Here is a 14,462-nt window from a genome sequence, read left to right on the forward strand (position 1 = left end):
AGCTGAGCCTCGCGAAACTGTCCTGCAATCAGGCCTTTGGCATGGGTAGTCTCGGAAGCCCGTTATCGTTTGCGAGCCCCTGCATCATCAGTTTGATACTCACTTCTTCGTCGCCCATGTGCGCGCTCAGGCGGCTCAGTTCTGCGAGAGCTTCCCGGCTGCGGCGCAACCTCAGGCTGGTCTCGAAATACTCCCGGGCTTTCCCCCAGAGTTCATTGCGCAAGCTCAGCCGGCCAAGTGCCAGAAGCAGCTCGGCGTTGTTGGGCCGGTCTTTTAGCCACTGTTCGGCTGCAAGAAGCTGCTCGTCTGGTTTTTGCCCTTCAATCCGGCCATAAAGGTTGACCAGTTCATCGCTCCAGTGGTTGTGCAGAACTTTGCGTAACAGAGTTTCGGTCTGATCCTCATCACCGAGATCGGCCAGCAAACGCGCATAATCCGCGATGGTTTTCTCGTCTCTGCGCAGAAAGCCTGGCAGCTCATCCCAAAGGCGGGTGAGTGGTTCCAGTGATGCTCCCGGGCTCTCTTTTTGTTGGCGTCGGCAGTCTTCAGCCGCCCTTTCAAGCAGGTTATGCCAGACCTGCCGCTCAAGCTCCCCAAGCTCGGACTCCTGAAGCACACTGCGCTTGCGCAGCTCTGGCAGCAGTTTCGAAAGCTCCCGCCAGTCCTCAAGACGAAGATAGGTGTTTTTCAGCAGCTTGAGTACAAAGGGGTGGTGTGGCGATTGCTTGCGCAGGCGCACCAGTGTTGCCAAAGCCTGTTCAAGGCGGTTGCCGGCAAGCTGCAGCTGGGCCTGAGTGAGGCCCACGGCCATATCCGAGCCCGGTGTGCTTTCAAACGCCTTGCGCAGCAACTCATCCACGGCTTCGTGATCACCACACTCAAAGGCTGCCTGCGCCGCAGCCAGGTAGTTAATGAGTGGCGTGTCGGCGTTGCTGGCCGCGGAGGTCAGCATCTTGCGGGCCCTCGGCCAGTTCCCTTCCGCCAGCGCCAGCAGCCCCTGAGTGGTGCGCCGCCGTGCCCTGCGTTCCTTGCCGCGGGAAACCCAGGTGGCTATAAGTCCGGTGCCGTGTCGCATGCGGCGAAACAGGCTGATGGACAGTACAATCAATGCAACTACTGCAACGAGCAGGACAAGGCCTACCCAGAAGTTGGTCTCGACCAGGTAGTTACCCAGGCTGATGCGAATGTATCCCAGGTCGTACTGCAGCCCGAGCGAGAGCCCGGTGCCGATTAACAGCGCAAACAGAACGATCAGAAGCAGGCGAATCATGAATCATCGCCTCCATTGCCTTTGTTCAGCCGGCCTGCGAGACGCTCCTTGAGCAGCTCCAGAGATTTACTGATGTCTGGCAGGTCCGGTGCGACATTTCGCGTTGCAAGCTCTGCGAGGGTGCTGCTCAGCGCACTTACTCGTGGGTTGCTTGCGTCATACCAGTCGTCAACGGCTGCCTGGGCCTTGATCAGCGCGCGCTCATACAGTGGCTGATTGCCCCTGAGTACGGCCATTTCTGCTTCTTCCAGCATCAATTGCAGGTTCAGTCGCGCATAAGCGCTTTGATCCGGTGACAACAACGGCTTGACCGATTCATCCAGCCGACGAACCACAACCACCTGCATCAATGTGGATTTGAACTTTGTCCAGGCTCTGACCAATATGCCGGGTTCTCCGCCTTCCCCCGGGGCAGCATCAGACAGCGCGTTGCCAACGAACCCGGGAGCCTGCTCGCTGATGAGCGCCTGATCAGTCAGCTGGTGTACGCTGTCGATGGCGGCCTCAAGAGTAAGGTAAAGGCCGGTTCTGTCAACGCTGGTGATGCCCCTGAGCGCCAGGATTTCCCGTGCCAGCTGCTGCCGTACCGGGTAAACGCCAATGTCGTCAGACTCGGTCAGTACCTCGTCAGTGGCTTCGAGCGCGGAAAGAGCACCACGGATGTCTTTCTCGATCAGCAGTCGCTGGTTGGCAATTCGTAGCAGGTACTCCGCCTCTGCCAGTAGCCAGTCAGTGCGGGTGCGATTTCCGGCCTCCAGCAGTTCGCGGGCGTTGTGATCGATCTGTCGCTGCTGGGTGGCGATCAACTCCCTTTGGGACGTCAGCTTGTCTTCCAGGGACTGCAGGCGCTGGCCTTGTTGGCTGCCACGATCGCCATAGAGATTTTCAAGCTGGGCAGTATCCTGTTTCAGGCTATCCAGTGACTGCATCGTCGCCTGGTGAACGTTCCATTGCTGCCAGTTCCAGAAAGCCAGCACGGCAACACTGATCAGCGCAATGATGGCGATAACCCAAACCGGCCAGACTTTCTGTCGGGAGGGTTGCTCTTTAGCAATCGGTGCGGGTAATTGTTTTGTTGTTTCAGTCACGGGCGTCCTTACTTGGCTTTTCCGGAGCCACCGTCCCGGCCTGCCAGTTGTTCAGCGACGGCGGCCACGATGTCATTATCGGCAAGGCTTCCTGGTATACACGGAGCATTGAATCCCGCCGTGCGAGCCTGATCGGCAATACGCCGGGCGGGCACAATGACGGGTCTGTCGTTTAGATTATGGCTGCAATTTGCACTTAGTGCGATGAGATTGTTCAGGGTTTCTCCAGAGAGCGCAATAACAGCATCTGGCGCGAACTGATCCAGAGCCCTGTGAACCTCCGCTGCGGTGTAGTCAGGGCAGAACCTTCGATACAGAGGTAATACAGTAACGCGAGCGCCGCGTTCCTCCAGCGTTCTTCGGGTCAGCTCCCGTCCTTCCTCGCCCCGGGCCACCAGCACCCGCTCTCCCTCTAAATGTGCCAGAGCCGGCAGTTCCAGCAACGCCTCACTGGTCCAGCCGTCATCGGGCTTGTGTGGCCTCAGTCCATACTCTGCAAGTGCTTTGGCTGTGCCGGCTCCCACGCCATACCAGTTCAGTCCGACAGGTAACTGGGGCCACCAGGTGTCCAGTTCTTCCAGTAACAGGCGGGCGGCATAGGGACTGACAGCAATAACATGGGAGAATTCGTCGAGGCTGAGAAGGGTGGTCCGCCGCTCCGGGGTCTCTGGCAGCGGCTCTCTTTGTACCAGCGGAAACACATGCGTCTCAGCGCCGGCGGCCTGAAATTGCAGGGCCAGCCGTGACGCTTCCGGTTCCGGCCGGCAAATCAGAATGCGTCGGCCGGCCAGATTGAGGGGTTCAGTGCGGAGTGTGGCCATAAATTTCAGCCAGTATTTTATCGGCACCCAAGGCGAGAAGGTCTTCCGCCAGTTCACGACCCAGGCGCTCGCCTTCGGCTCTGGGGGCGCGGCCTTCTACACGAAGGATCTGTGTGCCATCAACAGCGCCTACCAGTCCGCGCAACCAAACGGTGTTGTCATCTTCCAGTAGTGCGTAGGCTGCGATAGGAACCTGGCAGCCACCTTCAAGGCGACGGTTGAGTGCCCGCTCTGCTTTTACTCGATCGGCCGTGTCGGCATGGTTCAGCGGCGCAAGCATGGCGCGCAGTTCGTCATCATTGAGGCGGCACTCAATGCCGAGAGCGCCTTGGCCAACGGCAGGCAGGGAAACAGTGTCTGGCATGGAGTAGCGGATACGGTCGTGAAAGCCCAGGCGCTTCAGGCCGGAGCTCGCAAGCACAATCGCATCGTAGTCGCCGGCGTCGAGCTTGGCCAGGCGAGTGTTCACGTTGCCGCGCAAAACCCGGATTTCCAGATCCGGCCTGTAGGCACGAAGCTGTGATTCCCTGCGCAGGCTTGCTGTGCCTACGATGGCGCCTTCGGGGAGGGCGTCCACGTTATCGTAATGGTTGCTGACGAATGCATCTGTCGGGTCTTCCCGTTCGCAGATGGCAACCAGCCCCAGGCCTTCAGGAAACGCCATGGGTACGTCTTTCATGGAATGAACTGCCAGATCAGCACGGCCATCGAGCATGGCTTCTTCCAGCTCCTTTACAAACAGGCCTTTACCGCCGATTTTGGCCAGCGGAACATCGAGAATCTTGTCCCCTTGGGTTTTGATCTTGACCAACTCCACAATCACGTTGTCGTGGAGCCGCTCCAGTTCGGCCTTGATGAATTCTGCCTGCCATAACGCCAGGGCACTGCTACGGGTTGCGACACGAAGGGTTCGTTTGGACATGATGCTCACTGTCAGTTCTGAAAAATGTTCGCCAAGGTTACCTTGTGGCGTCGTAAAAGTCCCGTGGGTGCCTGCTTTAGATCGCCTGCTGTTGCAAGGTTTGCCGTACCCTGTCATATCTGGCCTGGTTGTTGCCCCTGCAGCCATTGGCGCACGTTGCTAGCGTGCCGGCGGCTTACCTGAAGCTCGCCGAGATCGTCCCTGAGTGACACCAGGCTGTGGCCCTCCGGTGTGCGTTTCAATGCCTGAATAAAACGCACACCGACGAGGGTGTTTCGGTGAATCCGGAGCAACTGGCGCGGATAGGCATTTTCCAGTTCTTTCAATGTGTAGTCGGATACGGCCTCGCCACGGGAGTGATGAATGGTTACGTATTTCTGATCTGCCTGGCAATAGCGGATCCCGGCTATATCGATCAGCTCGGTACCCCTGTGGGTACGAACCGCCAGTTGCTCGTCATCTGAAGTGACCTGGCCCGTGTTGTGGTCAGACAATTCGCCGGAAAGTGCTTGCAGTTGGACCTTGTTGACTCTCCCGGCTCGTGCAAGGGCTTCTGCCAGCGCCTGCTTGCGCACAGGCTTCAGCAGGTAGGCCAGGGCCTGCACATCAAAAGCCTGAATTGCGTAGCTGTCGTAAGCCGTGCAGAAAATGATGGCCGGTGGGCTGCTGAGTCTGCTCAGGTGCGCGGCGACTTCCATGCCGTCAAGGCCGGGCATGCGAATGTCGAGCAGCAGGATATCCGGTTGCAGCTCTGCTACCCGGGCAAGCGCTGCATTGCCATCCCCGGCTTCACCGCAAACCTGGTAGCCCGGTAAGTCCTCGGCCAGTCGACGGAGGCGTCCGCGGGCCAGAGGTTCGTCGTCAACAATCAGGATCTTCTGTCTTGTCATGGTTGCTGTGTGGTTTTTGGTAGCCTCAAGGTAACCGTATAGACGTCGCCCTGATGGCTGTGTTTGAGAACGGCCGGCTCCCCGAAAAGGGCCTGCAGTCGTGCCTGTATATTGCTCAGGGCCATGCGGTTTCCGTTATGCAGGTTTCCATTACCATCCGGCTTGGGGTTTTGTACCAGCAGGTACACAAAGTTTCCGCGTGTTTGTGCTTCTATTCTAACCGTACCACCCTCCGGACGGGGCTGTATGCCATGATACACCGCGTTCTCTACCAGCGGTTGCAGTGTCAGTGGTGGAATGGACTGGCGGCCCAACCCTTCGGCAATGTGCCATTCCAGCTTCAGGCGCGGGCCCAGGCGCAGGGCTTCGATAGCGAGGTAACGTTGGCAAAGCTCAAGTTCCTTTTCCAGCGGGATAAGTTGGTCGCCGGTGCGCAGGCTGGCGCGGAAGAGTTCGGACAAGTCCAACACGGCCTCTTCCGCCTGCTCCGGGTCTGTGGCAATAAGGCTGGCGATGGTGTTCATGCTGTTGAAAAGGAAATGCGGTTGTATGCGAGCCTGCAAAGCCGCGAGGTGGGCCTGCATTTCCGCTTCACGTTGCTGTTGCCATTGGTGCTGCAGATAAAAATAACGCAGTATTATCAACACAATCAGCAGAGCCAGTAGCAGTTTTTTGGCAATCGACTGCCAATCAATGATCCCCGGCTGAGGGTGCAGAACATTGTCGGCAAACAGGCTGAACGCTAGCACGTCCAGCAGCACGATGGCTGCGATCGCAAGGGTGGCGCGGGGAACCGATATGCGGGCCAGCTTTTGCCGCAGCAGGCAGATAAGAGCAGCACTGGTGAGGGTGGTCCATTGCACGAACAGCGACAGGAGCGCGAAATAATTCCAGTCGATCCAGCTGTCGCTGGCCTGAACGATCGCCAGAACCAGCACCAGCAGCTCGCTGGTAATCAACAGCATAAAAACAGATCGCACCCGACACAGGTCCGGCACGAAGAATTCCTGTGTGATGACTGTTTTGCCCCCGCGCAGGGGAGTCTCTTTTGTACGGGTCAGAATGCTATACTCCCGCCACGTTCAATGTACCCTTAATATACCCAGTTCCCGCAAGATAATGCCGGGCTGCCAGCAGGAAAGATAGACCATGACGGATCAGAAAAAACCTGACCAGGCCACAACCTCAGAAAAACCCTGGGGCGGACGCTTCAGCGAACCCACCGACGCATTCGTGGAACGCTTCACTGCTTCTGTAGGATTTGACCAGCGCCTGTATCACCACGACATCACCGGCTCCATCGCTCACGCGACCATGCTCGCCGAGGTTGGTGTTCTGACGGTGGAAGAACGCGACAGCATCATTGATGGCCTGAACGGCGTAAAGGCAGACATTGAAGCGGGACGCTTTGATTGGTCTGTCAGCCTTGAAGATGTCCACATGAACATAGAAGCCCAGCTGACCAATCGTATTGGTATCACCGGCAAGAAACTGCACACCGGCCGTAGCCGTAATGACCAGGTGGCTACGGATATCCGGTTGTACCTGCGCGATGAAATTGATGTGATTGCCGAGGAACTTCGGCGCCTGCAGTTGGGCCTGCTGGATCTTGCCGCGCGCGAAGCCGATACCATCATGCCCGGTTTTACCCACCTCCAGACCGCGCAGCCGGTCACTTTCGGACACCACCTTCTGGCCTGGTATGAGATGCTGGTTCGTGATGCCGAGCGTCTGCAGGACTGTCGCAAACGGGTGAATGTCATGCCGTTAGGTGCAGCAGCTCTGGCAGGCACTACCTATCCGATAGACCGGGCCATGACGGCCAGACTGCTGGGCTTTGACCGACCTTCAGAAAACTCCCTGGACTCTGTCAGTGACCGGGATTTCGCCATTGAATTCTGCAGCTTCGCGGCCTTGCTGATGACGCACATGTCCCGCTTCAGCGAAGAGCTGGTGTTGTGGGCCTCAGCGCAGTTTGATTTTATTGATCTGCCTGACCGCTTTTGCACAGGCTCTTCCATTATGCCGCAGAAGAAAAACCCGGATGTGCCTGAGCTTGTTCGTGGCAAAACCGGACGGGTGACTGGCCATCTGATGTCCCTGCTTATGCTGATGAAAAGCCAGCCCCTGGCTTACAACAAGGATAATCAGGAGGACAAGGAGCCTCTGTTCGACACGGTCGACACCATCAAAGGCTGCTTGAAAGCCTACGCCGACATGGTCCCGGCTATTCGGGCCAAGGCCGATAACATGCGCGTGGCGGCCAAACGCGGTTTCTCCACAGCGACGGACCTGGCGGACTACCTGGTCAAGAAGGGTATGCCGTTCCGGGATGCCCACGAAGTTGTGGGTAAGGCCGTGGCTTTTGGTGTCGCTGAGGAGCGGGATCTTTCAGACATGACGATCGACGAGCTGAAACGCTTCTCTGATACCATCAATGACGATGTATTTGACGTGCTGACCCTGGAAGGCTCGGTTCAGGCCCGCGACCATCTTGGTGGCACGGCCCCTGCTCAGGTGCGGGCGGCGGTGGCTCGTGCTCGCACGTCGTTGGGCTAGCCGCCAATGCGTCCGGTGGCAAGGTCGACGGCCATCGGCACCAGTTCTGCCAGGGGTTTGGGCGGGCACAGTCTGAATCCCTGGCCGTAGTGGATGCCAAGCGTTCTGACCTTTCTGAGAATGTCATCGTTCTCGATAAAGGTTGCGACCGTTACTTTCCCTGAACCCTGTGCAATCCGGTGTAACGCTTCCACCATGATCTGCTGCACCGGATCGTCTCCCAGCCTGAGCATCAGGCTGCGATCCAGTTTGATGATATCCACTGGTAGTTTTGAGGCCATGTTAAAGCTTGCCACGGAGGCGCCGGCGCCATCCAGCGCCACGCGGCAACCAATGCGGTGCAGCGCATCACACAAGACGGTAACCTCATCAGGGTGCTGGGTAGCGTGGGCTTCGCGTATTTCGAGGCAGAAACATTCTGCTGGATAGTTTGAAACCCGCAGTACAGACTCCATGAAATCTGCAAAGGTGTCGTCCAGAACGCTGGCAAGGGAGAGGTTAAAGCCGCAATATTTCAGTCTTGGCTCCAGCAAACGGTGATCACCCAGCCAGGTGAGTGTTTGCAGTATCACCTGCCGGTCCAGTCGTTTGGCTAGATCAAAACGCTCGGCGACCGGGAGAAACTGGTCTGGTTGTAGCCATCGCTCCCGTCCGCCATTGCCGGGAATGCGACAAAGAATTTCGATACGGTCGCCCCAGGTTGCGCTGGCAACCGGTTTCAGTGACTGGAATTCAAGTATCAGAGCTTGTTTATCCAGAGCTTTACGAATCTGGTCGACGTATTCATTGCCGTCACTGGCATCTGTCTTTGGGCGAGAGTAGTGAGCCGTATGAACCCGGTTGCGCCCGGATGTCTTCGCGTCGTGACAGAGATCTGCGGCCTGCCCCAGCAGTTGCTCCGGCTCCGCGGACGTGTTTTTGTCCATGATCAACAGGCCGCCACTGGCGGTTGTTTGTAGCTGACTTCCTTGCCACTGAAAAACAAAGTTGCGGATCAGGTTCAGCGTGTCATCTGCGATTTTTCGCGCTGCAGGCTCAGCGCAGTTCTCGATGAGCATCGCAAAGGTGTCGCCGGAAAGCCGCGATAACGTATCCTGTGGCCTGCTGCGAACATCGAGGCTGCTGGCCAGCTCCCTGAGATAGCGGTCGCACGCACCACTACCTGCAACACCGCTGATATGACCGAAGCCGTCGAGATTAAGGTATAAGAGGCTGTTACCGGCCGATTCCCCGTGTTTCTGTTCCTTACTGCGCTGAAGACGGGCGGTGAACTCTCTTCGATTGGCAAGCCCGGTTATCGGGTCGTGCCGGTACCGATATTCGCTATCACCGTTGTTGCTGGCGCGGCTGCTGGTATCACTGGCGACAACGACCGCACCAGTGGTTTCGCTTTTGTCGCTGCTCGGGCTGTCAGTGAGGCGCTGATAATGGAACTCATAAATCGGCCATTCACCGCTTTGTTGGGTGATTGGCATATCGACAACAAAGCTGTCCTGTTCAAAGGCCCGTCGCCAGAGCTGCTCAGCCAGATGTCGCTCATTCGGGTGTTTTTCCAGCAACTTGCTCAGGTTGTCGCCAGCCCGGGGAGTTGTGCCGAAAATGCTGGCGAAAAGTCTTGCGTAGGGCGCGTTACAATGCAGCAGGTTCAGATTTTTGTCGACCGCTGCTATGAGCCCCGGGCTTGCGGCAGTCGTGGCGTTCAGAATCTGTTCGGCCCTGGTGCGAGCCTCATCACGCTGCATTTCACCTGTGTGATCAACCAGGGTGCCACCGAGTTTACGGACCCGGCCACCTGATTTGAGAGCGCGGCCGCTGAGGGTGGCACGGATCCGCCTCTGGTGTGCCGTAAGAATGTCCAGGTCAATTTTAAAGGGTGCTCCGGTGCGCGCGCACCTGCGAAACAGCGCCCGGATGCGTTCCTGGCCGTTCTGACAGTAAAACAGGGCCTGTTCGGGGCTCATGTCAGTGCATGGTTGTAGCTCAAGCAAGCGGTACAACCCTTCGGTCCAGGTAATCTGGTTGCTCGCAATGTCCAGCTCCCATATTCCGAACCCGGCAGCGCTTTCGGCGGAGCGCAACAGACGCGGGTCTATGGCGGAACTGTCTTGATGGGTGATCCGGGCGCTGGCGGCCTCGTCGGAATCGCGCATGCTGACGCGCAGTGAAATGCTGGCGGTATAGAAAAAACCTTCTTTATGGCGGAAGGTGACCAGCACATTCTGGCCACTCTCGATACGGTGCCGGTTTACAGGTGCAAAGGGATCGTCCTCCCTCGAGGCCAGAACCCTGTGTACCACACCACCGACCAGCTCGCTGGCCTCATATCCGAGCACGGCTTCGGCATTCTGGTCTGCAAACAGCACCTTGCCTTCATCGTCAATACGTAACAGGGTGGAGCGACCGTTAGCGCTGGATGTATCAGCACGATACCGTTGTATGACAAATTCTTTCACTGGGCCCAGCCTCGGGTTTTCGGGAGTGCAATCCGCTTTTATTTTTCTGATGGTTTTGCCACGCTGAGTTCATCATACTGATAAATAAACCGGAAAGAACCTCTCTCCCGGAGCCGCCTTGACCGTTCATGCCAAACCGATTGCCCTGGACTTTGATGAGGGCATTGACCGCAAAACCCTGCGTCGACTGCGGGACAGGTTTCTCGTGGTTAATCGTCAGCGCTGGGAAAGGGCTCACTCATCGCTCACTTATCGGCAACAGGTAGTGCTGGAGGTTTTGCCGCTGGTGTTTCACACCAATCACCCGGCGCTGCCCGGCTATCTGGACGTCGACTGTCCCTACGGACTCAGCCACTACGAGCCGGATGCCGAAACTCTGGGGGCCGCACGTCGCCTGGCCCGTACCTTCAGCGTTCGGGATGAAGGCAGGCGGCGGGCGGATCTCGAAGCCCTGTTTCTGATGGGTAGTCCTGGCACTCTGGGGCACTCCGTGGCCAGCGATCTCGATGTCTGGCTGTGCCATAGGGACGATCTGCAGGAGCCTGGCATCCGTTGCCTGGAGCGCAAAGCAGGGAAACTTACCGAGTGGGCGTTGTCTTTTGGCATTGAACTGCATGTGTTTGTGTTCTCTGCAGCTGAATGGCGTGAAGGCCGGCCGCGCGCCGAAGTGAGCGGTGAAAACTGCGGTAGCGCTCAGCATTATCTTTTGCTGGATGAGTTTTACCGTACCGGAATCCATCTGGGGGGTTGTTATCCGCTTTGGTGGCTCATTCCCTCAGAAAAAGAAGACTGCTACCGGGAGTGTGTAAACAGGCTGGTGGACTTCCGCTTTATCCGGGACGACGAATACATCGATTTTGGCGCTGTGCCCGCCATACCGCCCAGCGAATTTCTCGGCGCCGGTGTGTGGCAGCTCTACAAGGGTATTGATGCGCCCTGGAAATCTATCCTGAAGCTGTTGCTTATTGAATGTTATGCACAGACTCAAGATCAGCCGGTTTTGTCGCGGACGTTCAAACAGGCGGTTTTCAGTGGTACCACCAATGTCGATGTTCTTGACCCCTATGTAATGTTGTATCAGCGCCTGGAGCATTGGCTGACAGCCGCGGAGGCGGGAGCAAGGCTCGATCTGGTACGCCGGAGTTTGTACATTAAAGCGGGGCTGCCGCTGACCCGAATCGGAACGCCGGGCGACCGGGGTGCGGAGCCCTGGAGAGTACGGCTGCTGAGAGAGCTCGTGGCTGGCTGGGGTTGGCAGGAAAAGCAGGTTCAAGCGCTGGATAATCGTCAGCTCTGGCGGGCCGAAGATGTTTCTTCCCTGCGTCGTGTGGTGGTGTCGGAACTGACACACAGTTACCGGCTGCTCTCGAAAATGGCTCGCGATCATGGTGAGCAGTCGGCGATCAGCACCAGCGACATCAGCCTTCTCGGGCGCAAACTTTATGCAGCATTCCAGCGCAAGGCCGGTAAGATTGAGCAGATTAACCCCGGTCTTGCTCCGTCGTTGGCGGAAGAGAATCTGGCGTTTCATCATCAGTCCGAACAGGGCGGCGCAGGGAGCGGCTGGCTACTCTACCGTGATCTGGAAGACCCTTCGGATGCCTTCTGGCAGCCGGTTATTCGGCGCTCTGGCAACCTTGCTGAACTGGTTGCCTGGTGTTATTGCAACGGCTTGCTGACCCGGTCTACCCGCCTCAACGTCCGCTCCGGGCAGGGCGTTGCATCCATCAGTGAACTGCGGGAAATGCTGGATGCGCTTTCGGGTTTTGTGCCGTTTCCAGTGACGCCGGCGGATCGTGAAGCGCTTGCTCGCGGCGTTCGCCCCCTGCGCAACCTCCTCCTGGTCAATGTGGGTGTTGATCCACAGGCCCATCTTACCGAACGCGGGCTGCACAAGCTGAGTGCCAGGCATGATTCGCTGGGTTTCAGTGGCGGGCGTGAGAACCTGGTTGTCACGATTGACCAGATCACGCTTAACAGCTGGCACGAAGTCAGTCTTCAGCATTATGCCTCCGGCGATACGCTGATTCAGTGTCTCAAGAACGTTCTTGCATCGGTTGCTCTTGATCCCCGCTCAGTTCCTGGCATTGAGGTGCACAGTCACAAGCGTGGACATGGCAGCGCTATTGCGCGGCGGGTGCAGGAGCTGTTTGCTGATGTGTTGCGCCAGTTTTTCGCTGGTGGTTCCGGGCCGCATCCCCTGCGTTACGTCATCGAAATGGATCAGCGGTATTTTCTGCTTGAGTTCAGCGGTGCGGAGCCGGGATTTATTGCCCTTGAAAGCCGGGATGCCCTCATGGAATGCCTGGCGCAGCCCCGTGACCTGTATCTCCCCGTCATTTTTGACCGCCACGCACTACTGGAAGAGCCTGCGTTGCGCGCGGCGTGCCAGGCCAGTGAGCCGGACAGCATTCAGGTCTTTTATGCTCTTCGTGGCGAGCGGGCGCAGATATGGGTCATTGACGAGCGCGGTTCACTGTTCAGTTGGGGGCAGTCTGCCACCAGCCGCCGCTATTTTCTGACACCTCTGCTGCGCTTTCTGGAGAACCTGGTGGAGCGGCGCACCCTCCGTAACAGCGAAATGCCTGTCGCTTTAGCCGGTGTGCGGTGCTACGAAATGCTGGCAAGTGATGGGCTATGGCGCCCGGAGTACCGGCCACAAGTTGATTCCGGAGCTGCGCTGCCTGGGCTGGAGGTGCAAGCAGTGGGCGTGCAGGAGGGTGACAGCCGCGTTCGCTTTGATCTTTACTGTGGTGAGCAGGAATTCACGGTGCTGCAATACGGTGACCAGCTGATCCCCGCCGTTGCTCACTATATTCATTCGCTGCGCCAGAGCCGCGAGCGTTATCCGGTTTATCTGACGGATGTGCATCTGCCTCATGACCTGGATCCACGGGTTTACCAGCAGGATATACAGACCAGCCAGTACCTCTACTATCGCGCCGCGCTGGAGGATGCACTGAACCGTGAACTGGAGGCGTTTCGGTAGCCCGACACCCTCGCCGTGCGTGCCACAGGTCAGGTATACTTTGCCAATTACAAACTCAGGGGTGGCAAGCATGCGCGCGTGGACACTGCCAATCATGATTCTGGTTGTGGCAACGGCACTTGGCGGCTGTGGCCAGAAAGGGCCTTTATACCGGGAGAACCCGGAAGTGTCAGCCATGCCGCACCAGACTCCGCTACACGATCAGGAACCTAATGGATCATTTTAACTACCGTGACGGCGAGCTTTATGCCGAAGAAGTGGCCGTTTCTGCGATTGCCGAACGCTTTGGTACACCGGCTTACGTGTATTCCCGGGCGACTCTGGAACGCCATTACAAGGCCTACGATGATGCGTTGAAGGAGCGGGAGCATCTTGTGTGCTACGCGGTAAAAGCCAATAGTAATCTTGCAGTGCTTAACGTGTTGGCGCGTCTGGGAGCCGGGTTTGACATTGTGTCGGCCGGTGAGCTGGAGCGTGTGCTGCGCGCTGGCGGCGATGCAGGCAAGGTCGTGTTTTCCGGCGTGGGCAAGCAGGAATGGGAAATGCGCAGGGCTCTGGAAGCGGGCGTGCGCTGCTTCAACGTGGAATCCGATACCGAGTTGGACAGGCTTGATGCGGTGGCTGCAGAGCTGGGTGTTAAAGCCCCGGTTTCACTGCGAGTGAACCCCGATGTTGACGCCGGAACTCACCCATACATATCCACGGGCCTTAAAGAAAACAAGTTCGGAATTGATATCGCGGAAGCGCCGGCTGTTTACGCCCGGGCTGCAACACTGTCGAATCTTGATATCAAGGGTGTGGATTGCCACATCGGTTCACAGCTGACATCCGCTTCGCCCTTTCTGGATGCTCTCGACCGGGTACTGGAGCTGATCGACTCTCTGGCCGAGAGCGGTATTCACATCCGGCACCTGGATATGGGTGGTGGTCTGGGCGTTACTTACAAAGATGAGCAGCCGCCGCAGCCCTCTGAGTATGTCAAGGCTCTGGATGAGCGTATCGGAAACCGCAAGCTTGAGCTGATTCTCGAGCCCGGCCGCTCAATTGCAGCCAATGCAGGCATACTGCTTACGCGGGTCGAATTCCTGAAGTGCACGGAACACCGCAACTTCGCGATTATTGATGCCGCCATGAACGACCTGATCCGCCCTGCGCTTTACAGCGCCTGGCAGGCCATAGTGCCAGTGCAGCCCCATCAGGATGTTGAAGAAAAGACCTGGGATCTGGTTGGTCCGGTTTGTGAAACGGGGGACTTTCTTGGCAAAGACCGGCCGCTTCGGCTAAGAGCCGGCGACCTGCTGGCCGTTCGCTCTGCGGGCGCCTATGGCTTCGTTATGAGCTCTAATTACAACACCCGAAATCGCCCGGCAGAGCTTATGGTTGATGGAGATCAGGTGCATATTGTTCGCCGCCGCGAGACCATTGAGGATCAGCTTGCTCCAGAAAGCTGCCTGCCGGAATGAGTGCAGG

11 protein-coding genes are annotated in these 14,462 nt (G+C 57.6%); 4 read left to right on the forward strand and 7 right to left on the reverse strand.

Annotation, left to right across the window (positions count from 1 at the left end; translation table 11 throughout):
* Nucleotides 1–28: 28 nt before the first annotated feature.
* From ACN0RL_RS09155 to ACN0RL_RS09180, 6 genes are all read right to left on the reverse strand, one after another.
* Nucleotides 29–1,270: a heme biosynthesis HemY N-terminal domain-containing protein gene (locus tag ACN0RL_RS09155; RefSeq protein WP_417515937.1), complete on the reverse strand. Its 1,242-nt coding sequence runs from the start codon at nt 1,268–1,270 to the stop codon at nt 29–31.
* Nucleotides 1,267–2,358: a uroporphyrinogen-III C-methyltransferase gene (locus ACN0RL_RS09160; RefSeq protein ID WP_417515939.1), complete on the reverse strand. Its 1,092-nt coding sequence runs from the start codon at nt 2,356–2,358 to the stop codon at nt 1,267–1,269. The genes ACN0RL_RS09155 and ACN0RL_RS09160 overlap by 4 nt, the downstream gene beginning before the upstream one ends.
* An 8-nt stretch (nt 2,359–2,366) precedes the next feature.
* Entirely contained in the window at nt 2,367–3,179 is an 813-nt protein-coding gene (locus tag ACN0RL_RS09165) for a uroporphyrinogen-III synthase (protein ID WP_417515941.1), read from the reverse strand.
* Nucleotides 3,160–4,101, reverse strand: coding sequence for a hydroxymethylbilane synthase (gene hemC / locus ACN0RL_RS09170; protein ID WP_417515943.1), 942 nt, complete (start codon nt 4,099–4,101; stop codon nt 3,160–3,162). The genes ACN0RL_RS09165 and hemC overlap by 20 nt, the downstream gene beginning before the upstream one ends.
* Nucleotides 4,102–4,214: 113 nt before the next feature.
* Complete coding sequence (locus tag ACN0RL_RS09175; protein WP_417515945.1) at nt 4,215–4,991, reverse strand: LytR/AlgR family response regulator transcription factor; 777 nt, start codon at nt 4,989–4,991, stop codon at nt 4,215–4,217.
* Entirely contained in the window at nt 4,988–5,956 is a 969-nt protein-coding gene (locus ACN0RL_RS09180) for a sensor histidine kinase (protein ID WP_417516098.1), read from the reverse strand. Before ACN0RL_RS09180 ends, ACN0RL_RS09175 begins: the two co-directional genes overlap by 4 nt.
* Before the next feature lie 184 nt (nt 5,957–6,140).
* Between ACN0RL_RS09180 and argH the strand changes: the two genes are divergently transcribed.
* Nucleotides 6,141–7,550: an argininosuccinate lyase gene (gene argH / locus ACN0RL_RS09185; protein WP_417515947.1), complete on the forward strand. Its 1,410-nt coding sequence runs from the start codon at nt 6,141–6,143 to the stop codon at nt 7,548–7,550.
* Here the strand turns inward: argH and ACN0RL_RS09190 are convergent.
* Nucleotides 7,547–10,003 carry an EAL domain-containing protein gene (locus ACN0RL_RS09190; protein WP_417515949.1) on the reverse strand — a complete coding sequence of 819 codons (2,457 nt, stop codon included), beginning with the start codon at nt 10,001–10,003 and terminating at the stop codon, nt 7,547–7,549. The genes argH and ACN0RL_RS09190 overlap by 4 nt on opposite strands.
* Nucleotides 10,004–10,121: 118 nt before the next feature.
* Here ACN0RL_RS09190 and ACN0RL_RS09195 point away from each other — a divergent pair, with 118 nt between their 5' ends.
* The 3 genes from ACN0RL_RS09195 (at nt 10,122) to lysA (ending at nt 14,455) form a co-directional block, all read left to right on the forward strand.
* Nucleotides 10,122–12,992 carry a class I adenylate cyclase gene (locus ACN0RL_RS09195; RefSeq protein WP_417515951.1) on the forward strand — a complete coding sequence of 957 codons (2,871 nt, stop codon included), beginning with the start codon at nt 10,122–10,124 and terminating at the stop codon, nt 12,990–12,992.
* Between the two features lie 70 nt (nt 12,993–13,062).
* The gene (gene lptM, locus ACN0RL_RS09200) at nt 13,063–13,218 is read left to right on the forward strand and encodes an LPS translocon maturation chaperone LptM (protein WP_417515953.1); all 156 of its coding nucleotides are present in this window, start codon (nt 13,063–13,065) and stop codon (nt 13,216–13,218) included.
* Nucleotides 13,205–14,455 carry a diaminopimelate decarboxylase gene (gene lysA, locus ACN0RL_RS09205; protein WP_417515955.1) on the forward strand — a complete coding sequence of 417 codons (1,251 nt, stop codon included), beginning with the start codon at nt 13,205–13,207 and terminating at the stop codon, nt 14,453–14,455. Before lptM ends, lysA begins: the two co-directional genes overlap by 14 nt.
* Nucleotides 14,456–14,462: the final 7 nt, after the last annotated feature.

This window comes from Marinobacter sp., assembly GCF_048259445.1.
Taxonomy (GTDB): domain Bacteria; phylum Pseudomonadota; class Gammaproteobacteria; order Pseudomonadales; family Oleiphilaceae; genus Marinobacter.

Excerpts from the sequence above, each read along its gene's own strand:
- hemC (WP_417515943.1), bottom strand. The coding sequence starts at position 4,101 with ATGTCCAAACGAACCCTTCGTGTCGCAACCCGTAGCAGTGCCCTGGCG.
- ACN0RL_RS09180 (WP_417516098.1), bottom strand. The coding sequence starts at position 5,956 with ATGCTGTTGATTACCAGCGAGCTGCTGGTGCTGGTTCTGGCGATCGTT.
- ACN0RL_RS09175 (WP_417515945.1), bottom strand. The coding sequence starts at position 4,991 with ATGACAAGACAGAAGATCCTGATTGTTGACGACGAACCTCTGGCCCGC.
- lptM (WP_417515953.1), top strand. The coding sequence starts at position 13,063 with ATGCGCGCGTGGACACTGCCAATCATGATTCTGGTTGTGGCAACGGCA.
- argH (WP_417515947.1), top strand. The coding sequence starts at position 6,141 with ATGACGGATCAGAAAAAACCTGACCAGGCCACAACCTCAGAAAAACCC.
- ACN0RL_RS09165 (WP_417515941.1), bottom strand. The coding sequence starts at position 3,179 with ATGGCCACACTCCGCACTGAACCCCTCAATCTGGCCGGCCGACGCATT.
- lysA (WP_417515955.1), top strand. The coding sequence starts at position 13,205 with ATGGATCATTTTAACTACCGTGACGGCGAGCTTTATGCCGAAGAAGTG.
- ACN0RL_RS09155 (WP_417515937.1), bottom strand. The coding sequence starts at position 1,270 with ATGATTCGCCTGCTTCTGATCGTTCTGTTTGCGCTGTTAATCGGCACC.